This is a genomic window from Catenulispora pinisilvae, assembly GCF_015356865.1.
GTDB lineage: Bacteria > Actinomycetota > Actinomycetes > Streptomycetales > Catenulisporaceae > Catenulispora > Catenulispora pinisilvae.
Genome location: NZ_JAAFZA010000183.1, coordinates 1 through 21,572 on the forward strand (window position 1 = coordinate 1; position 21,572 = coordinate 21,572).

Annotated in this window: 20 protein-coding genes, 1 tRNA gene and 1 pseudogene; 8 read left to right on the forward strand and 14 right to left on the reverse strand. The window is 69.8% G+C overall.

The features are described 5' to 3' along the window. Positions 1-226, reverse strand: a 226-nt coding sequence (locus IZR01_RS35640; RefSeq protein WP_228560940.1) for a beta-1,3-glucanase family protein, incomplete at its 3' end; no start/stop codon positions are given. Positions 227-863: 637 nt separating this feature from the next. On the opposite strand from IZR01_RS35640, the gene IZR01_RS35650 reads away from it, so the two are divergent. Continuing rightward, positions 864-1,307 (forward strand): glycoside hydrolase family protein, encoded by a 444-nt coding sequence (locus IZR01_RS35650; RefSeq protein WP_194896450.1) that lies wholly within the window; start codon positions 864-866, stop codon positions 1,305-1,307. 12 nt (positions 1,308-1,319) lie between these two features. On the opposite strand, the gene IZR01_RS35655 is transcribed toward IZR01_RS35650, so the two are convergent. The 7 genes from IZR01_RS35655 to IZR01_RS35685 all read right to left on the reverse strand — a co-directional run bounded on the left by IZR01_RS35655 (position 1,320) and on the right by IZR01_RS35685 (position 9,525). Then, positions 1,320-1,607 carry a hypothetical protein gene (locus tag IZR01_RS35655; RefSeq protein WP_194896449.1) on the reverse strand — a complete coding sequence of 96 codons (288 nt, stop codon included), beginning with the start codon at positions 1,605-1,607 and terminating at the stop codon, positions 1,320-1,322. Between the two features lie 22 nt (positions 1,608-1,629). After that, positions 1,630-4,323 (reverse strand): AAA family ATPase, encoded by a 2,694-nt coding sequence (locus IZR01_RS35660; protein ID WP_194896448.1) that lies wholly within the window; start codon positions 4,321-4,323, stop codon positions 1,630-1,632. A 588-nt stretch (positions 4,324-4,911) separates the two neighbouring features. Next, positions 4,912-5,598: a vWA domain-containing protein gene (locus IZR01_RS35665; protein WP_228555174.1), complete on the reverse strand. Its 687-nt coding sequence runs from the start codon at positions 5,596-5,598 to the stop codon at positions 4,912-4,914. A gap of 3 nt (positions 5,599-5,601) precedes the next feature. Further along, positions 5,602-6,843, reverse strand: coding sequence for a type 1 periplasmic-binding domain-containing protein (locus IZR01_RS35670; protein ID WP_194926410.1), 1,242 nt, complete (start codon positions 6,841-6,843; stop codon positions 5,602-5,604). Positions 6,844-6,869: 26 nt separating this feature from the next. Next, on the reverse strand, positions 6,870-8,258 hold the full coding sequence (locus IZR01_RS35675; protein WP_194926411.1) for a protein phosphatase 2C domain-containing protein: 1,389 nt from the start codon (positions 8,256-8,258) through the stop codon (positions 6,870-6,872). After that, the gene (locus IZR01_RS35680; RefSeq protein WP_194926412.1) at positions 8,255-8,707 is read right to left on the reverse strand and encodes a hypothetical protein; all 453 of its coding nucleotides are present in this window, start codon (positions 8,705-8,707) and stop codon (positions 8,255-8,257) included. The genes IZR01_RS35675 and IZR01_RS35680 overlap by 4 nt, the downstream gene beginning before the upstream one ends. Beyond that, positions 8,704-9,525, reverse strand: coding sequence for a hypothetical protein (locus IZR01_RS35685; protein WP_194926413.1), 822 nt, complete (start codon positions 9,523-9,525; stop codon positions 8,704-8,706). The genes IZR01_RS35680 and IZR01_RS35685 overlap by 4 nt, the downstream gene beginning before the upstream one ends. Before the next feature lie 123 nt (positions 9,526-9,648). Between IZR01_RS35685 and IZR01_RS35690 the strand changes: the two genes are divergently transcribed. Together IZR01_RS35690 and IZR01_RS35695 are read left to right on the forward strand one after the other, a co-directional pair. After that, positions 9,649-10,344: a Crp/Fnr family transcriptional regulator gene (locus tag IZR01_RS35690; protein WP_194896442.1), complete on the forward strand. Its 696-nt coding sequence runs from the start codon at positions 9,649-9,651 to the stop codon at positions 10,342-10,344. Between the two features lie 249 nt (positions 10,345-10,593). Continuing rightward, the gene (locus tag IZR01_RS35695; protein WP_323747191.1) at positions 10,594-13,368 is read left to right on the forward strand and encodes a tetratricopeptide repeat protein; all 2,775 of its coding nucleotides are present in this window, start codon (positions 10,594-10,596) and stop codon (positions 13,366-13,368) included. Between the two features lie 223 nt (positions 13,369-13,591). On the opposite strand, the gene IZR01_RS35700 is transcribed toward IZR01_RS35695, so the two are convergent. Together IZR01_RS35700 and IZR01_RS35705 are read right to left on the reverse strand one after the other, a co-directional pair. After that, the gene (locus tag IZR01_RS35700; RefSeq protein ID WP_194926415.1) at positions 13,592-13,789 is read right to left on the reverse strand and encodes a hypothetical protein; all 198 of its coding nucleotides are present in this window, start codon (positions 13,787-13,789) and stop codon (positions 13,592-13,594) included. 112 nt (positions 13,790-13,901) lie between these two features. Further along, positions 13,902-14,636 carry a G1 family glutamic endopeptidase gene (locus IZR01_RS35705; RefSeq protein WP_194926416.1) on the reverse strand — a complete coding sequence of 245 codons (735 nt, stop codon included), beginning with the start codon at positions 14,634-14,636 and terminating at the stop codon, positions 13,902-13,904. A 385-nt stretch (positions 14,637-15,021) separates the two neighbouring features. On the opposite strand from IZR01_RS35705, the gene IZR01_RS35710 reads away from it, so the two are divergent. Both IZR01_RS35710 and IZR01_RS35715 read left to right on the forward strand, forming a co-directional pair. Further along, complete coding sequence (locus IZR01_RS35710) at positions 15,022-16,356, forward strand: MFS transporter (protein WP_194926417.1); 1,335 nt, start codon at positions 15,022-15,024, stop codon at positions 16,354-16,356. A 115-nt stretch (positions 16,357-16,471) separates the two neighbouring features. Next, positions 16,472-16,909 (forward strand): annotated as a pseudogene (locus IZR01_RS35715) (SDR family oxidoreductase); the annotation flags it as partial. Between the two features lie 89 nt (positions 16,910-16,998). Here IZR01_RS35715 and IZR01_RS35720 read toward each other — a convergent pair. Beyond that, positions 16,999-17,661 carry a hemerythrin domain-containing protein gene (locus tag IZR01_RS35720; protein WP_323747192.1) on the reverse strand — a complete coding sequence of 221 codons (663 nt, stop codon included), beginning with the start codon at positions 17,659-17,661 and terminating at the stop codon, positions 16,999-17,001. A 73-nt stretch (positions 17,662-17,734) separates the two neighbouring features. Between IZR01_RS35720 and IZR01_RS35725 the strand changes: the two genes are divergently transcribed. Next, positions 17,735-18,355, forward strand: coding sequence for a TetR/AcrR family transcriptional regulator (locus tag IZR01_RS35725; protein WP_194926418.1), 621 nt, complete (start codon positions 17,735-17,737; stop codon positions 18,353-18,355). 103 nt (positions 18,356-18,458) lie between these two features. On the opposite strand, the gene IZR01_RS35730 is transcribed toward IZR01_RS35725, so the two are convergent. Further along, positions 18,459-19,496: an Lrp/AsnC family transcriptional regulator gene (locus IZR01_RS35730; protein WP_228560950.1), complete on the reverse strand. Its 1,038-nt coding sequence runs from the start codon at positions 19,494-19,496 to the stop codon at positions 18,459-18,461. A gap of 184 nt (positions 19,497-19,680) precedes the next feature. Here IZR01_RS35730 and IZR01_RS35735 point away from each other — a divergent pair, with 184 nt between their 5' ends. Then, a complete protein-coding gene (locus tag IZR01_RS35735; RefSeq protein WP_194926419.1) occupies positions 19,681-20,394 on the forward strand; it encodes an SDR family oxidoreductase in 714 nt (237 codons plus the stop codon). 155 nt (positions 20,395-20,549) lie between these two features. Here the strand turns inward: IZR01_RS35735 and IZR01_RS35740 are convergent, their stop codons facing one another. After that, positions 20,550-20,999, reverse strand: coding sequence for a GNAT family N-acetyltransferase (locus tag IZR01_RS35740; RefSeq protein ID WP_194926420.1), 450 nt, complete (start codon positions 20,997-20,999; stop codon positions 20,550-20,552). A gap of 89 nt (positions 21,000-21,088) precedes the next feature. On the opposite strand from IZR01_RS35740, the gene IZR01_RS52635 reads away from it, so the two are divergent. Continuing rightward, positions 21,089-21,217, forward strand: coding sequence for a hypothetical protein (locus IZR01_RS52635; RefSeq protein ID WP_267254938.1), 129 nt, complete (start codon positions 21,089-21,091; stop codon positions 21,215-21,217). Between the two features lie 212 nt (positions 21,218-21,429). On the opposite strand, the gene IZR01_RS35745 is transcribed toward IZR01_RS52635, so the two are convergent. Next, positions 21,430-21,502: transfer RNA gene (locus tag IZR01_RS35745), tRNA-Lys, on the reverse strand. Positions 21,503-21,572: the final 70 nt, after the last annotated feature.

Genomic DNA, 21,572 nt, shown 5'->3' on the forward strand with positions numbered 1-21,572 from the left:
GGTAGTACGGGGTCCGGCCGTCGGACTCCAGGAGGAACCAGGCGTTGCCGTTGTCGATGGCCAGGCCGGTGACGAAGGCGTAGACCTCGTTCGAGCCCGTGTTGTTCAACAGGTCGATGTTCAGCGTGCTGCTGGTCGCCGCCGAAGCGCGCGAGGCGGCGGCGAGGACCGAGGGGAAGACAGCGGTGGCGGCGGCGGCCGCGAACAGGTTGCGGCGAGAGATCATTTGATCCAGTGCTCCTCACGTGGCGGGGGGTGCGAGGTGAGCTGTGTGGGGCTCGCGGGCGTGCGACATGGCGGATCGGATCTGTTCGGTCGACGAGCCGGGGTGACGTGGCCGCCGCGGTGGGAGCGGACGATCCGGCGCACTGTCGAACGCGGCGCAATTCCCCAAGCTGGACTAGACCATTGGCTCTGTCAAGGGGGCAGTTCGCAGGTAACCACCCTGCTGGCGGGTGATTGATTACCGGACCAGTGGTCAAAGAAGATCTTGAGCCTGCGTGTTTCACAGCCGCCGCGCACACGCGCACGACGGGACGTCGGCATCGGCGCTGTTCAGCGGGCGTGAGTCAGATGATTGAATATGTTCAATAGTCGGTGATCCATGTTCGAATCTCAGTCCCCGTGTTTGTGGGAATCCGGCGAGGGTTGACACGCAATTCGCCCCTCGTCACAGTGAGGTTTCGTGGGAGCGCGACCGGCCTCGTGGGAGCGGGGCTAGGAGCCACTTTGCCGGCCACCTTCAGCGGCCCGCAGGATTGGAATCCCACATAGAACGCGCACTGAATCCCCCATGCCCGGTTTGAGCCGGCGCGACTTCCTCGGCGTCGCCGGCGTGCTCGGCGCGGCCGGAGTCCTGGTACGTGCCGGAAGGCGTCTACAACGTGGGCAACCTGGTGCTGCTGATCGACACCGCGCTCTATCTGGAGCCGGGTGCGGTACTGCGCTACACCGGCGACAGCAACTACTACATCGTGAACGGGCACAAGAGCTCGCAGAACCGCGACCTGACCTGGCTGCTGCGAACCGACTACTACTCCTCCAACATCAGCCTCCACGGCCGCGGCGTCATCGACGGCAACGGCATGGCCTCGCTGGTTCCCAGCAATCTCGGGGTGAACCTGCTGGCCCCGGTGTGGGTGAACGGCTTCTCCTGCGACGCCATCACGTTCCGGGAGTCCAGCAACTGGAACGTCATCCCCATCCGGTCGTCGGACCTGACGTTCACCAACATCAAGATCTTCAACCGGTTCGACATGGGCGAGGACGACGGCATCGACGTGATGGAGTCCACGAACGGCGAATAGAAATGTTTAACATCAGGGTTCGGCGATGGGTCCGGTGGTGCGGAAGGCGTCGTCCTCGTCGGGTCCTTCGGCTTCCGCTGTCTGGGCGGTTTGGGTGGTTTGCTGGATGTAGAGGTCGCCTTGGGCCACGGTGTAGACGGTGCCGTGGTCCTTCGCAGTGTTCTGCTGAGACGGCTGCGCCTGGGGCGGGGCGTTGTCAGGGCGGTTGATGGCGATGGACGCGTCGTCGGCCACGACGATGGCGCCGTTCAGATCGCGGCCGATGCTGATTTTGCCGATCGACGGCTGCTGTGTGGACATCAGGGTTCTCCTTTGCCGGTGGTCACGTGCAGGCCTGGATGATCTGGTCGAGGTCCTCGTTGAAGGTGGTCGGTTCGTTGTCGTAGGAAGTGATGGACTGGCTGAGGAAGTTCTGGACGTTTTGCTTAAAGCTGTCCGCCTCGGTCTCCGCGCCGCCGAGAGCCGAGACCAGCGTGGGATCGGTGGCTTGGGAGCGTGCGTTCCCGATGGTGGAAATCATGGAATTGATGGTGCCGAGGAGCGCGTCGCCGGAGCTCTGCACGGCAGGCCAATCGCCCTGATTGCCGGCGCTGACGGTGGCGTTGTAGGAACCGACCGTGGAATCGAACGCGGTGATCTGGCTGTTGTAGGCCGCGATATCGCCGCTCATCGGGGGGCCGAGAGTCGCGCAGACCGGGTCGACGGTCGCCGATGTGGACGCCGGCGGCGTGGACGGCGAAGAGTTGGCGTTGACCAGTGCGATGCTGCCTCCGACCGCCGCGCATAGGGTCACCCCGACCACTGCGGCTTTCAACGCGGCGGCGGAGCCGATGCCGTGGGTGGTCGCGCCGCCGACGGTGGCCGCCGAGCCGGTTGTGGACCCGGTGGCGGTGCCGCCTGCTGCGACGCCGCTGCTTGTTGCGACACCACTGCCGGTCGCGGCACCGCCGGCTGTTGCGAGGCCGCTGCCGGCTGCGGCTGTGTTGCCGGCCGCGACCGCGCCGTGGCCGACGGCAGCTGTGTGGAGGTTGAAGACCGGCCTGGCCACATGGGCTGCTGCGGCAGCCAGGTGGCTGCTGGCTGCCGCGCCGTGAGTTGCGGCTGCGCCGGTTGCGGTGTGGCCCGCGGCGGCGATTCCCTGGCTGTTGACTGCGGATCCGTGAGTGATGGCCGCGCCGGTTGCGGTGTGGCTTCCGGCGGCGATTCCCTGACTGCTGCTCGCCAGGGCGCCGTGAGTCGTCGCGGCACCGTTCACCACCCCGTGAGCAGTCGTGGCTCCATGTGCGGCGGCACCGTTCACTGCGCCGTGAGCTCCAGTGGCCCCGCTCGCCGTCCCATGCGCGGCGGCACTGTTTGCTGCTCCGTGTGCGGCGGCGCCGTTCGCTGCCCCGTTCGCCGCATGACCGCCGGGCATGACATAGGTCGTCTTCGGTGCCGCCGCCATGAGCCCCGACCCGGCAGCAGTCGCCCCGTGCGCGACTACTGCCTGTGCCGCCGCGTGCGCGTGCGCTGCTGCCGCTGTCATGTGCGCGTGTGCGGTACCCGTGGCGGCGGCACTGGTGTGCGCGCCGATCGATTGCGAGGCGGCGAGCTGCGCCGAGTGCTGGGCCGCGTGCACCTGGCTCATGACGCCTAGCTCTTGCCACAGCACCACCGCTTCGGTGAGTAGCAGGGCGGCCGGCGCGAGCTTGTGGATCATCAGGCAGCGGACGCCTTCCTCGTGCAGGAAGTACGCCTTGGCCTGCTTGTCTTTCGCCTTCTGCGCCGCGGACCAGCCGGCGCCCAGGAGGGTGCCCCAGGCGCTGAAGCGTAGCGAGGCCTGGAGTTTCGGCGCCGCGGCGTAGGCCAGCGCCACCCCGAGATCCGGGTGGTTGTTCTGCTCGGCCCTCAGGACGATGGTGTCCAGGGCCTGGTGGTGGATCGCGACCGCGTCCGGGGTGGTCGTCGGGGCCTTGACCCAGGCGGTCAGGTGGCGGCACAGGACGTCGGCCGGGTAGAGCTTCTGGAACATGTCGACGACTGCTGTCTGCACGTCTTCGGGGCAGCGGTAGCAGCCGCCTTCGCCCTCGGCGAGCAGGCCCGCGTCGGTCAGGGCGCGGCACAGCGCGGCCGCGTCGGAGCGGCCCAGTACCGCGTCCAGGTGGTGGGGGGCGACGTCGCCGCCGCCGAACGACGCCATCAGGTGCAGTACCTCGCGCCCGGCTGGTGCCTGCCGCCGGATCAGTGTTCTGAGCATCGTCGGCAGCTGCTTGTGTTCGGGCAGCGTGGGGTGGCCCAGTGCCGCGACGCGTTGCAGGTGCCGGGGTACGGCGTCGAGCAGCGAGAGCGCCGCGGCGTCCGCGCGCTCGCCGGGAAGCAGCTGCCGGTGCAGGTGGTGAGCCAGCAGGTTGACCGCCGAGGACTCGTCGAGGCCGCCGATCGACAGGGTGCGTACGGCCGCCGCGGGAATCCGCTTGTGGGCGGTGAACACCACGGTCGAGTTCTGGACCACGTCCATCAGCTGCTTGAGATCAGCCGGCGAGCAGGACAGGTCGTCGAGGTAGATACGCAAGTGCAGCCGCTGCAAGTAGGTCTGCAACTCGGCCGCGGACGGCACGTAGTCCGAGGCGTCGTAGCAGGCCCGGAAGATCTCCTGCGCGATCTCGGACACGTCGCGGTCGCGGGCGCTGAGGTGCACGACGCCGTCCATCCCGGGCCCCAGGCGCCGGGCCGCGTGCCGCAGGAGTGTGCTCTTGCCGATGCCCGACGGCCCGAACAGCTGTACGGAGCCGCCGGTCGAGACGGTCCGGTCCAGGTCGGCCAGTTCCCGATCGCGACCGAGGAGCGCGTGGGACTCACGCGGCAGCAGGCTGATGACGCCTCGCGGCACCGGCCTGGGCCGGGGACCGTGGTAGTCGATGACGCGCGAGGCGCCGTTGGCATCGGGAGTGACCTGCAGGATGGCGTTCTGGGCGACGACCAGGACCCCGTTGATGTCGCGCCCGATGTTCAGGGCCGCCAGATTCGCGGTGGTCACGGTCCGCTCCGGGTTCTGGTGCCGCTGCCACTATCACTGCCGGTGTCTGTGCCGCTGCCGGTATCAGTGGCTGTGGCTGTGGTTGTGGCCGTGCCAGTGCCGGAGGTGGAGTCTGAGCCCGAGCCGGAAGTGGGCTCAGTGGTGGAGTCGGTGGAGCGAGCCGGGCCGGTAGGAGTCGGGTTCCATGGCGTGGACGCGGGCGGGCAGTGCTTCTGCCCCCACGTGTGCTCCTCGTGACATTTCGTCTTGGTCGGCGCTCCGGAACACTCGTCGTCAGCGGACGAGCTCGCAGAAGAGGACGAACTCGTGGAACCGGTCGGGGGGTACCACCCCGAGGACCGGGTTTGCTGCGGCGTGCCACACGGCGTCGGTGTCGGCGTGGCCGAGGTGGTCACCGGCTCTGTTGGACGCGGGGTGGTCACCGGTCTCGGAGAAGTCACCGAGACCGGGGCCGAAGCCGTCGGCTTCGGCGTCCCGATCGTGAGCGCCGCAGCCGCCCCCGCGCACACGAACGTGAACGACAACGCGAGCAGCACACCGGCCACGCTGATCCCGCCCCGCCGGCTCGAAGCCCTCTGCGCGGCCATGTCAGTCCATGTACTCTCGGTCGAGGGCGATGGTCTGGAAGCCCGTGGTCTGCGCCACCAGCGTCAGCTGGTTGTTCTCCGCGGAGTTGATCAGGGTATTGAGCATGCTGCTCAACGCCTCGCTCAGCGCCGCCTCGGAGTCCGAGCCGTCGGCCAGGAACGCCAGCTTCGTGTACACCTGCTTCAGCACGGCCGGGTCGGCGCCGCCGAACCCGTAGGAGATCACGTGCGGACGCCGCGGCCAGCGCGGGTCCACCAGCGCGTCGAACCGCGCCTTCCAGTTGCGGTCGGTCGGGGCTCCGTCGGTGAGGAAGAACACCGCGGGGCGCAGCACGTCCCAGCCGCCGGCGCGCAGCGTGGTCACGTCGTTCTCGATGCACTGCCGCAGCAGCTCGAAGACCTTGCCGTACTCGGTGGCGCCGGCGCAGACGATCTCCGGCATGACCGGGACCTGGGACACCTCCGACATCGGGATTACCAGGTGCGGGTCGGTGGAGAAGGCGATCAGGCAGATGTGCGCGAACTCGCTGACCCGCGGGCTGCGCCGCAGGGTCTGGTACACCCGCTCCAAGGTGGCGTTCAGGACCCCCTGGTGCGGGCCCATCGACGACGAGGCGTCGATGACGAGGTACGTCGGCAGGCACGTCAGACCCAGGTCCAGGGCCGGCTCGGTGGAAACGGACATCATGTTCTACCTTTCGAAGAGAGCGTTGAACAGCGAGACCGCCAGGGTCACCGCCACGATCGTCAGCACGGTGACGAACACCGAGAGCGCGAGGCTCCGGAGCCGTGACCGGGCACCGCGGGTCGGAGTCGCCGCAGGCGCGGGAGCCACCGGTTCCAGGGTCGGGAGCGGCTTCGACAGGTCCACCACCGACTTCCTCGACGGCTGATTCGCCGTGCCGAACGGCTTCAGCGGCACCTTCCTCGGCGCCGACGCCGTCCCCGACGCCAGCGCCCCGGCCGTCTCCGCGACCGCCGGGCCCTCGCCCCGAGCCGCGCGCAGCACCGCGTCCGAGACCCCCGGCGCAGGCAGCCAGGGCGTGCGGGGCGCGGGGCGGAAGTAGGGCCCGCCGGCCAACGCCAGCCGCAGCTGCCCGATCGAGGGCCGGCGCTCGCGGTCGGCGGCCAGCAGCATGTCCAGCAGGACGTCGGGCGCCGCGGGCTGCTCCGGCCAGGTCCCGGTCGCGATCCCGCCGATCGCGTCGGCCCGCCGCTTGGCGGTCAGGCAGCGCGAGACCAGGAGCGCGACCCGGAACCGGTCGGTGTAGCGGTCGGCGTCGCCGCCGGCCGGCGTCAGCGGGTCGGCCCAGCTCGGCTGGTGGACGTTCGGCATCTTGCCGAGCTGGCAGCCGTCGATGTCGATGACGAACACCGAGTGGTCGACGGGCGACCAGAAGGCGTTGGAGTAGGACCAGTCCGAGTAGACCAGGCCCAGCTTCTCCAGCACCTCGGCCAGTTCGGCGAGGTTGCGGCAGACGGCGACCCGGCCGGCCGGGCCCGGCGCCGCGATGCCGACCTGCCGCAGGTCCTCGTCGGGCTTGGCCAGCCAGTCCACCTCGACGTGCTGCGCGGCGCTGACACCGCCGACGGTGACCTCGGTCTTGAACCGCTCGGGCGCGGCCGGGATCACGCAGCCGACGACGGCGTTGCCGGCCCTGGTGATCCGGGCCACCGGCCACGACGAGGCCGCGCGCACGATGGCGCGGTCCGCGGCGCTCAGCGTCTCCGGCGCGGCGATCAGGGCGTCGAGCCGGTCGCCGTCTTGGGCGGGCCGGGGCTGCCGGTAGATCTTCGCCAGGAACCCGGGACGGCCGCTCAGCGGCTGGATCGCGATGCTCTGCCCGGTGTTCTCGCTGATCGCCGGGCCCAGCGCGCCGATGTCGGCGAGTGTGACGACGCCGGGCAGCGGCCAGGCCGCATTGCCGCTCATCCGGCCACCGCTCGCAGTGCCGCTCATCATCCGGCCACCGCGTTCCACACCACGACCGCGGTCCGGTCGTCCATCCGCTGCGGCGCGTCGAAGTCCACGTCGTTGAGGAACTCGGCGATCGGCAGCGGCCGGCGCCAGCGGCCGGCGAAGTGCTCGTTCACGCGCCGCCGGGTCCAGGCGTCGCCGACGCCGTCGGTGACCAGTGCCAGCGCCGCGCCGCCGCGCAGATCGAACTCCACGGCCTGGACCGCCTCGGGGTGGTCCGGCAGCGCGGCGGCCAAGGCGTTGGAGGCGTACTCGCCTTGGTTCTTGCGGTCCCCGAACCGCTGCTCCCAGCTCTTCTGCTCGGCGTCGAGGACCCACCCCGAGCTGTCGCCGACCCAGGCCACCCAGCCCCGGGCCGGCTCGCCGCGCCGCCTGGGCACGGTCAGGACCGAGGCGATCAGCACCGTGGCCAGCTCGCTGCCGGAAACGGCCCGGGCGCTCGCGGTGTCCGCCACCTGCTCGGCGACCTTCTTGAAGACGATCGCGGGATCCAGCCCGGCGATGTCCGGATCGGCCTCCAGCAGCTCCCGCAGGACCCGCACGGTGTAGCTCGCGGCCGCGTTGGCGCCGGTGTCGGACAGCCGGGCGTTCGAGATCCCGTCGGCGACGGCGACGATCAGGAAGCTGTCATCGCGGGTGCGGCCGATGCGGTACGCGTCCTGTCTCGGCACTCCGGGCTCGGCTCCGCCGTTCCCGCCGCAGCGGTGGCCGGGGCCGACGACCGAGGCGCCGCGGACGGCGAGCGAGCCGACCTGGGCCTGGTCGGCGGCGACGCCGCTGGGGAACGGGCCTTCCGGCACCCGCCACGGCACGTTGTGCGCCTTGCTGCCGGCCCCGAACTTGGGCGCCTTGCTCAGCTCGTCGGTGGTGATCGCGACCGCCGGTACCGGTGCCGACGCTGGCATCGTGGCCAGCACCGTGGCCGGGACGGTGGCCGTGCCGCCTGGGTACACATTCGGGCGCGGCACGATTATCGGCTGGGACGCGGGGCTCACCGGATTCACCGGGTTCACCGGGTTCGCAGGGTCCTGCCGATCTGAGTACGGCGCGGTCGCGGTCACCGTCGCCGTCGGTCGGCTCTGCTCGTACCAGGCGGGTTGGTCGGCCCTGAAAGAGGACTCCGCCTCGGCCCCGCCGGGCGCCCCTCTCCGGTCGTTCCGCGGGCCCGGCGCGGCTGTCATCCCCTCCGAGACAGCCGCGCCGGCCGTCGTCACCGCGGCCAACGCGCAGAGGTCGACCACCCACGCGTACTGGCGTGGCGGATGCGACACCTCCAAGAACGCCAGCAACACCACGAGCGCGCCGATGCCGGCCCAGGGGAGCCGGGCGTTGCCGCCGGCCGGTCCAGGGGTATGAGAGTTCTGATTCACTTCGGTCCCTGCTGCTCGGTCTCGTCGATGATCTGGGCGCCGAACTGGTTGGCGTAGACCCGGCCGAAGCCGTGCGCCGAGTTCTGTTGGCGCGGGGCCCTCGGCGCCGTGGTCGGCAGGGTGAGCCCGGCCAGCGCGGCCAGCGCGGGCCGCAGCGCAGCGTCCTGGCGGACGAGCTGTTCCAGGGCGTCGGCCCAGAACCGCACGGTCTCGGCCCGGTCGGCCGGGCTGAGCGCGCCGCCGCCGTCGTCCTCCACGGCCACGGCGCCCTCGGCGGACAACTGGTCCAGGGCCACGGTCAGCTCCGCGCGCTGCCTCGGCCTCCGTATAAGGAGCCTGCGAATCAGGCCCGAGACCGACGGCCACAGCTCCGTGCCCATCGCCGCGACCATCGAGCTCGCGGCGGCCGTGGCCAACTCGGTCAGCTCCTCGTCGACCCTGGCCATCATCGACCTCCCCGGCCGTTGATGTGCACGGTGCCGCTCTGCACCGCGTAGATCTGGCCGTGGCCGCCCGCCCTGTTCTTCTGGACGGCCGATGCGGCGGGTGGTTGCACCATCTCCGGGCTCTGCGATACCGCCGGCTGCCCGGGCTCGCGCTCGGGTTCGCGCTCGGGTTCGCGCGCCGGTTCATGCCCCGGCTCACGCACCGGCTCGCGAAGCCCCGCCGCCGCGCGCGGGGCGATCGGGCAGCCCGGGTAGTGGACCCAGGCCTGCCCGACGTACTTCTTCTCCCGCACCTCGACGGGGACGAAGGCGTCGGCGTCGGGACCGTCGCCATCGTGCCCGACGGCCTCCTCACCGAAGTGCTGCGACAGGATCGCGGCGACCGGCACGCCCTCCGGCGCGTCGCGCAGCGCCTCGCGGACCGGGGCGGCGTTCAGCAGCCGCGCCAGCACCTCGAACGGGGCGCCGGAAACGCCGCCGTCGGGCTCCAGCCGGACCTCGCCGGCGTGCAGCGCGACGCGGAGCCGGAGCCGGACGCTGTCCGCGGCCGTGCGGTTGTGTGCGCGCACGAGCGCGGCCAGCTCCGGAAGCACCGAGTTCAGCAGGAGCTGCTTGCGGATGCCCGGCAGGGCGACGACTTGGAAGCCGTCCCCGGTGTCCTGGCGCAGACAACGGCTCCAGTCCAGCCCGGCGGCCTGGAACGCTCCGCGGCACGCCGCGAGGAGCACGCCGCGGATCTGTTGCAGGGCCGCCTCGCCGCGTCCCGCCGAGGCCGCGATGTCGCAGGCCAGCAGGACACGATATTCGTACCTTGATTCCATGATGCCTCCCTGGCGTACGGTTCCGCTCATGGTCGCCCGCCGGGCCCGGCGGGACTCGGTAGAAGTACTGGGTTCGGGACATCCCTGTACCGGGTACGGGCAGGTTTCGGGGAGGAGGCCCGCGTGGGCGGCGTACCGAACGGGCGATGGCCCCACACCAGCCTGGTGGGACGGCTCGGTCCGGACGACCGGGCCGTCGTCCTGGGCCTGGGCGGACGGGTCCGGCACCGGGCCGGCGAAGCGCTCATCCGCGAGGGTGAGGACTCCGACTTCGTGCTGATCCTGCTCGGCGGCATGGTCAAGGTCAGCGCCCGGGCCCAGGACGGCCGGGAGGCGCTGCTGGCGGTGCGGATCGCCGGCGACCTGATCGGCGAGTTCGCCGGCATCGACGGCCGGCCGCGCTCGGCCCGGATCACCGCCTGCGGCTCGCTGCTGGCCCAGCGGGTCGGGCGCGCGCCGTTCCTGGCCTGTCTGCAAGCCAACCCCGGCATCGCCATCGCGGTGAACGAGGTCGTGGTCGCCAAGATGCGGGCCGCGACCGGCCGGATCGTCGACTTCGCCGGCTGCGACGTGCTGACCCGGCTGGCCCGGATGCTGCGCTATCTGGTCCTGACCTACCCCCGACCCGGCGGGCCGCCGGCCGTCATCAACCCGCCGCTGTCCCAGGCCGAGCTGGCGACTCTGGTCGGCGCCTCCGACAGCGCCGTCGGCAAGTCCCTGCGGACGCTGCGAGAGCGGGAGATCATCAGTACCCGTTATCGCGCAGTCACCATCCGCGATCTGACCGCGCTGGCGGAGATCGCCTCGGAGGCCGCGTGACCGGCGGTCGGCCGGGCGCCCCGCGATTCCGGTGGCGCTCTGGTCGGCAGCTCTCATCACAGTTCTCCCGCCTCAAGGGTCCGTTGCGGTGCGGCCGATAAGGCCGTGACGCCAACTGTGCGGCGGGTACCGCCGATCGCTCCAGGCCAGGAGGAAGCCACCGGTAAGCCATGTATGGCCGGTCGCTCTCCATTACTGTATTGATACTCAGCGGAGTCGGCTTGACCGAGCGAGGGGGGTCGGAGCGGCGTGACGAGCGGGTTCGGGCGGGGCTTGCGCAGCCTGCGCAAACTGGCGGGGATGACCCAAGAAGAGCTGGAGACGGCGTCGGGGACGGCCGTTCGCACCATCGGGAGACTGGAACGCGGCGAGCTGGAGAATCCACAGCTGAGCACGGTGCGCCACCTCGCCCACGCGCTGGCGGACGCGCTGAACCGGGACCAGCACGAGGTCTGGGCCGAGCTGAGCGCCCTGCTCGGATCCGAAGCCGGGCCGGCTTCTCAGGGCCCGTGGGAAACCGCGCTCTCGGCGGCTCCGATCGGGACACCGACCCCGGTCGTCACGCCGACCGTCCTGCGCCAGCTGCCCCCTCGGGTGTCGAGCTTCACCGGCCGCTCGGCGGAACTGGCCAGGGTGGTCAGTGCTCTGGCACCCGGCGCGGGTGCCGGAGCGGTGGGGGTCTCGGCGGTGGTCGGCCTGGCCGGTGTCGGCAAGACCGCCCTGGCGGTCCACGCCGCGCACACCGCGGTGGAGGCCGGCTGGTTCCCCGGCGGCGTGCTCTTCCTGGACATGCACGGTTACGAGGAGAAGCCGGTCGCCGCGGCGCAGGCGCTGGACGCGTTGTTGCGCGGCCTGGGCATGCCCGGCGAGATGATTCCGAAGGACCCGCAGGTGCGTGCGGGGCTGTACCGCTCCCGGCTGACCGAACTCGGCGGGGCGGTGCTGGTGCTCGCGGACAACGTCTCGGAGTCGGACCAGGTGCTGCCGCTGCTGCCCGGGGACGACCGGCACCGGGTTCTGGTCACGTCCCGGCACGCCCTGCCCCGGCTCGGCGCACGCCTGCTCGACTTGACCGTGCTGCCGTCGCAGGAGGCTGTCGAAGTGCTGAAAGCCGCGCTGCGCACAGCGGCCGGGGACGACGAGCGGATCAGCGACGACAGCGATGGCAGCGACGGCTCCGATGGCTCCGGCGGCGCCGGCACGGTCGCCCGCTACTGCGGATATCTGCCGCTGGCCCTACAGATCGCCGCTGCGCAGCTGGCCGCCGACCCGGACCTGACCCTCACCGAACTCGCCGACCAGCTGGCCGACACCACGACCCGCCTGACGCACCTCGACGACGGGGAACGAGCCGTCCGTGCCGCGTTCAACCTCTCCTACCAACGACTCACCGAAGACCAGGCCCGCATGTTCCGGCTGCTGGCGCTCAACCCCGGACCGGACGTCGCCACCGCCGCGGCCGCGGTGCTCGCCGACACCTCCGAGCCGCTGACCGGGCGCCTGCTCGGCGATCTGGTGCGTGCGCATCTGTTGGAGCGCGCTTCGACGCGCGGCCGATGGCGCATGCACGACCTGATAGCCGCCTACGCCCGCGACCTGACGACCCGGGAACCCGAACCGGAGCGGCAGGCACCGGTGCATCGGCTGCTGGACTACTACCTGCACGGCGCGCGGTCGGCCAACCGCCACGTCGAACCCGTCCGCGGCCCGACGCCGGCCACTCCGAAACAGGTCCCTGAGGTAGACGCGGCCGATCCCGAACCGTGCTTCGCCACCCGGTACGACGCGCTGGCCTGGTTCGCGGCCGAACGGCAGAACCTCGAAGGCTGCACCCTGCTCGCCGCGAGCATCGGGCGGACCGGGTACGCGACGGGCATCGCCCGGGCCTCCGCCGCGTTCTTCCGGCACGCCGGCTACTGGCGTCAGGCCGTGGCCCTGCACGACACCGCCGCCCGCGCCGCGACGGCCGCGCAGGACTGGCCCGGTCAGGCCGACGCGCTTCGCGATCTCGGCGTCGTGCAACGGCTGACCGGAGAGTTCGTGTCGGCCGGCATCAACCTGACCGAGACCCTGTCGCTCTACCGCAACCTCGACGATCGCGGCGGTCAGGCCGACGCGCTGTGCGAGCTCGGCGTAATCCAGCACCTGACGGGGGAGTTCGCCTGGGCCACGGCCGGGCTCGGCGAAGCGCTGGCGCTCTACCACGAGCTCGACGATCGCGGCGGTCAGGCCGACGCGTTGTGCGAGCTCGGTATCGTCCAACACCTGACGGGGGAGTTCGCTGCTGCCACGGCCGGGCTCGGCGAGGCCCTGGCGCTCTACCGCCGCCTCGGCGATCGCGGCGGCCAGGCGAACGCACTGCGCGAGCTCGGTGCGGTGCGGTGGATGACCGGGGAGTACAGCGCCGCCACCAGCCATCTCACTGAAGCCCTTGCCCTGTACCAGGATCTCGGCCTCCGGCTCGGCCGCGCCAACGCGCTGCGCGAGCTCGGCGTCGTACAGGTGCGAACCGGCGAGTTCGCCGCGGCCACCGCCACCCTCGCCGAAACCATGTCCCTGTACCAGGATCTCGGCCTCCGGCTCGGCCGCGCCAACGTCCTGCGCGAACTGGGCGCGGTGCAGATGCTGACCGGCGAGTTCGCCGCCGCCGGCATCACCCTCGTCGAAGCCCTGTCCCTCTACCGCGACATCGGCGACCGCGGCGGCGAAGTCTGGGCGCTCAACTACTACGCGGCACTGGCCACCACGACCGGCGCCCCGAGATACGGCCGCGACCTCTTCGAAGAAGCCCTGGCCCTGGCCCGCGAGGTCAACTCCCGATGGTGCGAGGCCAACGCCCTGGACGGGATCGCCACGACGCACGACACCGAGGGCGACGGCGCCGCGGCGAACGAGTACTTCCAGCAGGCGCTGGACCTCTACCGCATGATGGGGTGCGGGAAAGACGTGGCGCGCGTTGAGGATGCGTTGGCGGGCGTGAGCAGGGCTGAGCGGGGCGCTCGATGGGTTGGCCGAGCGGAGTAGTCGGCAGCCGTTTTCGGGCCGCTTGCGCTCGGCGTCGACGATCCTGGCGCCAAGCCTGGGGCGTCTTCGACCTCCGCGAACACGTCAAGCGCAGCTGCGGCTTCGCGTGAGCGAGTCGGTGTCGATCACGAGACGGCGCGTCGGTGGCCGCACCGGTTCAACGCCGATGCGGGCACTGCACTCCGGGATTGGTGGACCCTTCAGCCGATCGCCACCGTGCGGTTCAGCTCGGCGATCCGCCCGGCGTGGTACCGGATGCTCGGCTGGATTCCGCGGGCGTCCGGGGTGGTGGTGTCGAGCTGCCGTCGAGGTGCGGGAACGCGAGCCCGTGGACCACCAGTGCCCACATCGCGGTCGTCGGTCCGAGGCGGCGGCCGAGCAGGCCCGGCAGCGCATCGACCCGGCGGTCGAGCCAAACCACGACCCCTGGTCAGCTCGGCTGCCAGGGGTCTGCTACGGGTGCGCCAGGGAGACGTCCTGGTTCTCGTGCGCTGGTACTGGCGCTGATACCGAAAGGGGATCAGCGGCCAGCCTCAGGAATGAAGCCAGCTGAGCTTGAAGGTGCCGCCGGACAGCGAGGAGTTCTTCGTCAGCGGCGTGTTGCCGCGCTCGATGTTGGTCGAGTTGACCGTGCCCGCGCTCGCCAGGGATTTGCCGTCGGCGGTGAGGCTGGTGAAGGTGATCGCGCTGAAGGGTGCCACCGGCTGGATGCCGTTGCCCAGGTCCTCGACGATCGCCTCGGCCGAGGAGAGTTTGTCGCTGCCGCTCTCGTGGAACGTCTTCGACCAGCCGCGGGTCGTGTCCTTCTCGGTCAGGGTCCAAGAGCTGCCGCTGACCGACACCGAGGCGGTGATGTGGTCGCCGGCCTTCACGGTCTCGGTGAAGTAGATGGAATCCGCCGGGTACATCTCCACCCACGGGTAGTACCCGGCCACGCCGTTCTGGCAGTCCTGGTCGAAGCCGATCTGCTCGACTGTGTCGGAGTTGAAGCCGTCGATGCCGATCCACGGCGAGACCGAGCTGTTCGGCACCGAGGAGCAGTTGAGCGTGGGCACTGTCCAATCACCGCTGATGGAGGTGAACCGCGCGCCGGTGTCCGCGTAGCCGCCCCAGATCTGGTCGGCGTGCCGGGCGTGGTCGTAGTGCGGGAAGCTCGCGCGGGACGGGGTGGCGGCGGCCGAGGCGGGGCCCGCCAGGTTCACGGCGAGGGTCACCGAGCCGGCCGCGGCCAGACAGGCCAAGCCGAGACGGTATCCGGATATTGCCATAGTGGTCCTTTCAGGTGGCGAGTTTCGGCCGCGGCGTGGTGCCGTGGCCGGGTGGCGTATTCCTGACAAGGCGTCCCCCTTCAGACCCTGCCGCCGATACCGCGGATAGGGGCTGATTCCTCGGAAAATAGACAGATGTTCGAACTCTGTCAATGCGCCGCGGAAGCCCAGGTGACTACGAGCTCTGATACGGGGTGGTCACGCCCGGGAAAGCGGGGATCGCGCAGAGCACCAGCCCGTTCGCTCAGCGAGATCGCCGCGGCTTGGGCACGCCGGCGCAGGTAATCTGCAAACCGGCGGGATGCCGCTGACAGCCGGCTACTGACGGCCAGCCATTGACAGCCAGCCGCCACGGCAGACCGACTTCACTCGCCATGGGGGCAAGATGAGGAAGAAGGAACCACTCGGCGCACACTTCGCGAAGCTGTGGTTCGCCGGCACCGCCTCGGCGCTGGGCGTCGGCCTGGCCGCGGTCGCCACCCCGCTGCTGATCGCGTCGCGCACCTCCAGCCCGCTGGTGATCTCCGCCGCCCAGGCGGTCGCGTGGCTGCCGTGGCTGCTCTTCGCGCTGCCCGGCGGGGTGCTGGTGGACCGGGTGGACCGGCGCAAGGTGATGATCGCGGTCGACTGGGCGCGGGTGGTGCTGATGGGCGCTTTGGCGTTCGCGATCACCGTCGGGCACGCGGACATCGCGGTGATCTACGCCGTCCTGTTCCTCATCAACACCGGTGAGATCGTGTTCCGGACCGCCAGCCAGGCGATGATCCCGGCGGTGGTGCCGCGCGCGGGGCTGGAGCGCGCCAACGGGTGGCTGATCGGCGGCGTGACGATCACGCAGAACATGATCGCCGGGCCGCTCGGCGCCTTCCTGTTCGTGGCCGCGGCGAGCATCCCGTTCTGGGCCAACTCCGGCACCTACGCCGTCAGCGCCGTCCTGATCACGATGATCGCCGGCTCCTATCGCGCCACGCCCAAGGCGTCCGAGCCCGAGTCCGACTCCGTGTCCGTGTCCGCTGAGCCCGGCCGCGTTGCCCCCCGACCGCACCCGCTCCGCACCGTCTGGGCGGAGATGGCCGAGGGGTTCGCGTGGCTGTTGAGGCAACGCATCCTGCGGACGATGGCCGTGCTGATCGGCCTGCTCAACGTCACCCTGACCGCGGCGATGGCCATCCTGGTTCTGCTCGCCAAGGATCGCCTGCACCTGGGCTCGGTCGGCTACGGCCTGCTCTTCACCGTGATGGCGGCCGGATCCATCCTGGGCTCGGCCGTCGGCGACTGGCTGATCAAGAAGGTGACGGCGACCTGGACCATCCGCGTCGGCCTGCTGATCGAGGCGGCGCTGCACCTGGTCCTGGCGACCTCACTCAACTCCTACGTCGTCGGCGCCTTCCTGTTCGCCTTCGGCGTCCACGGCGCGCTGTGGTCCATCGTCGCCAACTCCCTGCGCCAGCGTCTGACCCCGCCGGACATGTACGGCCGGGTCGCCAGCACCAACCTGTTCATCGCCGCCGGCGGCAACTGCGTCGGCGCGCTGCTCGGCGGCGTGGTCGCCGGGAAGTTCGGGCTGACGGCGCCGTACTGGGTGGCGTTCGTGGTGGCGGTACTGGTCGCGGCCGGCACGTGGCGGATCTTCAACCGGGCCGACGTCGCTGAGGCGTACGCCGCGCAGCCCGAGACTCCGCAGCCCGAGGCTCCGCAGGCCGAGCCGTCGTTCGTTTGACCGCTTGTCGTGTGCTGACGGCGTTCCGCTCGTCAGCGTCGACGCAGCCCGTCGAGGATCACATCGAGCAGATGGCGGGCGCGGGTGTCCCACTCTTCTTCATCGACTGAGTGCTCTCGACGTCCAGGGGTGGAACGCCATGATCGATGTCAACCTGCGTGGAGTTCTCAACGGCATCGCCGCGGCGCTACCGGTGTTCCGCACCCAAGGACGCGGTCACCTGGTCACCACGGTCTCGACCTCGGGCCTCAAGATCGTTCCGACCCAGGCGGTATACGCGGGTACGAAGAACGCCGTCCGGACCCTCCTGGAAGCGCTGCGCCAAGAATCCACCGACGGAACCCTGCGCACGACCACGATTTCACCGGGATTCGTCCAGACGGAACTCGTCGACAACGTCACCGATGACGCGACACGGGAAGAGGCGCAGCGGCGCATGGCCGAAATGGGGATCCCCGCCGAAGCGGTCGCCCGAGCCATCGCATTCGCCGTCGACACGCCCGAGGACGTCGAGATCGGTGATCTCACCATCCGACCGACACGGCAGAACTGAGGCCTGCGAGCGCGGGCCCGCCCGGTGATCGCCCCTGAACGGGGCGCCCGCGGCGCCTGCGGTGTCTGGCCATCGGACGGCGGCGGAGCTCAGGAACCAGCCCCGCGCAGGACCCTGATGTCGTCCGCGGCCTGAGCGCGCAGCGCGGGCAGAAGCGGTCGCATCGGTTCCGGGACGCCGGCGAGAACGGCCTCGACCTCGGCGGGCGTGCCCACCTCGGTGAGGAACCCGATCATCAGGTGCCCGCCCACCGGCGGCGCGGTCGAGATCACCTTCTGGGTGAATTCGTCCCACGCGGCGGGGCTGATGTGCTCGCGCAGGGCCGGCAGCAGGATCGGCTCTTCGTGGGCCAGGTGTTCGTGGACCAAGTCGCGTACCGCGATGGCGGCCTGCCGCAGCGCCGTCCGATCTGCTTCGCTCGCCGCGCCGCCAACGGTCATCGCCACGTCGGACAGCGCGTCGAGCGCCGCCTTCAGCTGCTCGTGTTCGGCGCTGAGTGCGTGGAGCGTGTCGGCGGTATCCGGCGCCACGGCGATGATCCGGGGCCACAGGTCGTCGTCCTCGGCCTGGTCATGGTGGCGCAGGCTCGCGACGAGGAAGTCCCGGAGCGCCAGGAGCGCGGCCGGCGGCACCGAGGTCTCGACAGCGGCCTCGGCGAGCAGGGTGGTGGCCACGCGATGCACCTCGTGCGTCAAGCGGGTGTCGATGACTGCGGTGGACTGCTCGGAGGCGTCTTGTGCTGGCGAATTCACGCAACTGACGATATTGATTATAGGTTCTTATTGTCAATATGGCGCCGGATCATCAACGGAGTACGCTGTCGAGGTGTCGACCCGCAGATACCACTCACCTCGCCGCGGTGACGCGGCGGCCGAGACGCGTGAGGCGATCCTCAGCAGCGCCCACGACCTCTTCCTGGCCCGCGGGTACACGGGCGTGACGATCGGGCAGATCGCCGAGGCCGCGGGCGTGGCCGCGCCGACGGTCTACAGCAGTGTGGGGAACAAGCCGAGCATCTTGGTGACGTTGATGCAGCCGCCGCTGACCGACCCGACCCTCGGGGAGATCCTCACCGAGCTTGAAGCCTGCGGGGATCCGCGGGGTGTCATCGACCTGACCGCCCGGGGAACCCGGCGCATGCATGAACGCCATTGGGACCTGATCTACGGCATCTTCTATCGCGACCCGCCGGGGGAACCCGCCGTCAAGGCGGTCCTGGACAGCGGCGCGAACGACTACGCCCAACGGCTCGGCCGCGTCGCCGACCGGCTGGTGGCACTCGACGGGCTGCGCGCCGGCCTGACCCGCGAGAGCGCCCTCGACGTGCTGTGGTTCTGTCTCGGTCCGCACGCGTGGATCACCCTGGTCGGCGAGCGTTCCTGGACGTTCGACCGCGCTCAGGAATGGATCGCCGACTGCGCCCGGCGGGAACTCCTGAAGGACTAGTTTTCCTTTTGCCGCACCAGGCTTTACGTCGCGCCGATCATCGCGCACTGCGATATTCGGCGCACGGGTGCGCGGTCAGCGAGTCCGCCAGCCGCTCAGCGTCTCAGCGCCGCGCGCGAGCGCTGGACGGCTCGACGAGGCGATCGTCGGAGAGCCGGGTGCCGGCCTGCTTGACGTGCTTCAGCACGGGTGAGACCTCCATGCTTTGTAGTCCGGTCAGGGATCCGATGCGATCCGAAGTGAACTCGAAGAGTTCGTCGAGGTCCCGGCAGTGTGCGACGGCATGGATGTTCCAGGGCCCGGAGATGGCTGCGACGAAGGCTACTTCGGGTTCCTGCGCGAGTGCGCGGCCCGCGCTCTTCACCGCCGACGGGTGCACGCGAAGCCAGAGGTTCGCGCGAGCGTGATAGCCCAGGGCTTCTGCGGCGATCTCGACGTCGATGTGGACGACCCGTTGCTGGAGCAGAGCATCAAGGCGTCGCGAGACGCGTCCCGGAGTGAGGTCGGCGGCTGTGGCGAGATCGACGAGACTGGCGCGGCCGTCTGCTGCGAGCGCATCGAGCAGCTTCTCGTCCTCGGGCGTAAGGAGCAGTGGCTCGCTAGTGACGACCGGAGACTCGGTGAACGGGGGCTCGCCGCTCCCCAGCGCCGCTTCCTCCTTCGGAGACAGCGCGCCCTGCAGGGCGGACCAGTAGTGGCCGCGGCCGCCGAGGAACTGACGGAGCATCGCGAAGGCGTTGATGTCGATCACCGCTGCGGTGCGGGGAAGCCGCTGCCCCAGGAGGTCATCGCGTTGTTCTCGCGTCCGGGATTGCGTCGCGCAGGTGATCTCGCAGCCCGCCGCGCTCAGGGCCACCCAGTTGACGTCATCACGCTTGGCGAGCGCGTCGGCGATCGCCGCGGCACTTCCGGGGCGGCAGCGCAGTCGCACCAGCCACCTGCTCTGCCCCAGGGCCCCCGGGTTGACCACGCCGACCACGCGGACGATGCCGTCGGCGCGAAGGCGGCGATACCGACGGTTGACGGCGCCCTCGGTCAGGCCGAGGGCGGTCGCGACGGCGGCGAACGAAGCCCGCGGAGCGATCTGTAGCGCCCGAATGATTCGCACATCGTCAGGCTGCACCGAAGCGGATTCCGTCATGAGTGCCCTTGCCATGTCGGCAATCGTACATCTGGGCGCTCGTGGCTCGCCTGCGATGGGGTGCGGACGAAACACTCGAAGCGCACGGGCTGGGGTCAGAAAAACGGGCACCGCCCTGTGCCGGTTCCGGGGCCTCGACGAGGCCCGAAACGGTACGACGCACGAAGAACGGAGATGACGCTGAATGTCATCGACTGGCACCGAACACCCGCCGACCGCTCTCGTCATCGGGGCCTCGCGCGGCCTCGGCCACGCGATTTCGGCGGAGTTCCTCGACAGGGGCTGGAACGTCGTCGGCACGGTTCGCGACACCACTGCCCGAACACCGCTGCACGATCTCGCGGACCGCGCCGACGGGCGGGTGACCATCGAGCATCTCGACATCAACGAACCCGGCCAACTACCCCCGCTGCACGAACGTCTGGCGCACCGCCGACTCGACGTGCTCTTCGTCAACGCGGGCACCACCAACAACGAGCAGACGCCCATCGGCGCGGTCGCGACAGCCGACTTCATCGACGTGATGCTCACCAACGCACTGAGCCCCATGCGCGTCATCGAAGCCCTCGAAGACCTGGTGTCACCAGCGGGACTCATCGGGGCGATGTCCTCTGGACAGGGCAGCATCACCAACAACACGACCGGAGGCCGCGAGGTCTACCGGGGGAGCAAAGCAGCCCTGAACATGTTCCTACGGAGCTTCGCGGCCCGGCAGGGTGAGACACCGCGCGCCTTCGTACTCCTGGCACCGGGCTGGATACGCACTGCGCTGGGTGGTCCGGACGCGCCGTACACCATCGAGGAGACCGCCCCCTTGCTGGTGGACGTCCTGCTCTCCCGACTGGGCACGCCCGGCATGGCGTATCTGGACCGCTTCGGCCAGACCGTCCCCTGGTAGAACCCCGCGGTCCACCCCCGCGCTCATCGTGTCCGTTCCGGAGCAACGTTGCCAGCCGTGGCCTCGCTCACGTTGTAGTTGGCAAGGTTGTTCCGGTCGCCTAGCGGGATTCCGTTCGGACTAATCTTGCCGCTCGCGCAGGCGCGGCTAACAGATCACGTCTGTGGTGGACGGGCGAGGAAGGCGCTCTTGGCGTCGGGGCTGAAGCCGCATGCCTTGTAGAACGCGAGGGTCGATGGCCTGCGGGAGCCGGTCATCAGCATCGCCTTGTAGCAGCCGGCGTCCCATGCGACCTGAAGCGTTGCCGCCATGATGCGTTTACCCAGGCCTGTCCCACGCAGCGCCTTCTCTACGACCACGTTCTCGATCACCGCGTAGGGGGACGCCGACCGCGAGAGGTTGGGGATCACGTTCAGGTAGGTGGTGGCGACGATGGCGCCAGCGTCGTCAAGGACGAACAGGTGCAGGCCCGGTCGATCGATGATCGCGGCGAACGCGGCTGCGTCCGAGCCGTCCGTGACGATCGGGTCGTCCGGGTTCAGTTGCCGATAAAGGCACTGAACGCGTTCGAAGTCGTCAAACCCGGCGTCGCGGAAGACAAGCACGGTCTCACGCTAACGCGTCCGCGCTGCGAGCTGGGCATCGGCAAGCTTCTTCCGATCACCACCACCTCGCAGGCAAGCCGAATCCGAACTTGGCAACCTTCACCCGGAACGGACATTCGGTGCTGCTCGCGTTCGGCGCCGGCATTCTCCACGCAGATGCGTTGCCGATGGCGTCGGCCCGCCCGGAGGCGCTGGAGACCCTCGCGAAGGCGGCGTGAACTGGACGGGGGACCATGGGGAGACAGAGTGCGTATATCCAGGCGGTGGTCGTGTGTCAAAGCCGTGACACACCGGCCACGGTAGCGATCTTGGACTGACCCTGGACCAAACCTGGACCATCGGTCCTGACGAGTCGTCAAGAGGTTCGACCATTTGGTGATTGAAAATACAAAGCCCAGCTCACGCTAGGAGAGCCGGGGCCTTCTACGGGTGCGCCGTCAGGGACTTGAACCCCGAACCCGCGGATTAAGAGTCCGCTGCTCTGCCTATTGAGCTAACGGCGCTTGATCTTGCTGGTGTCACGTTGACGGGTGAAACATTAGCAGATCTTTAAGGGGTTCGCCGACCATGGGG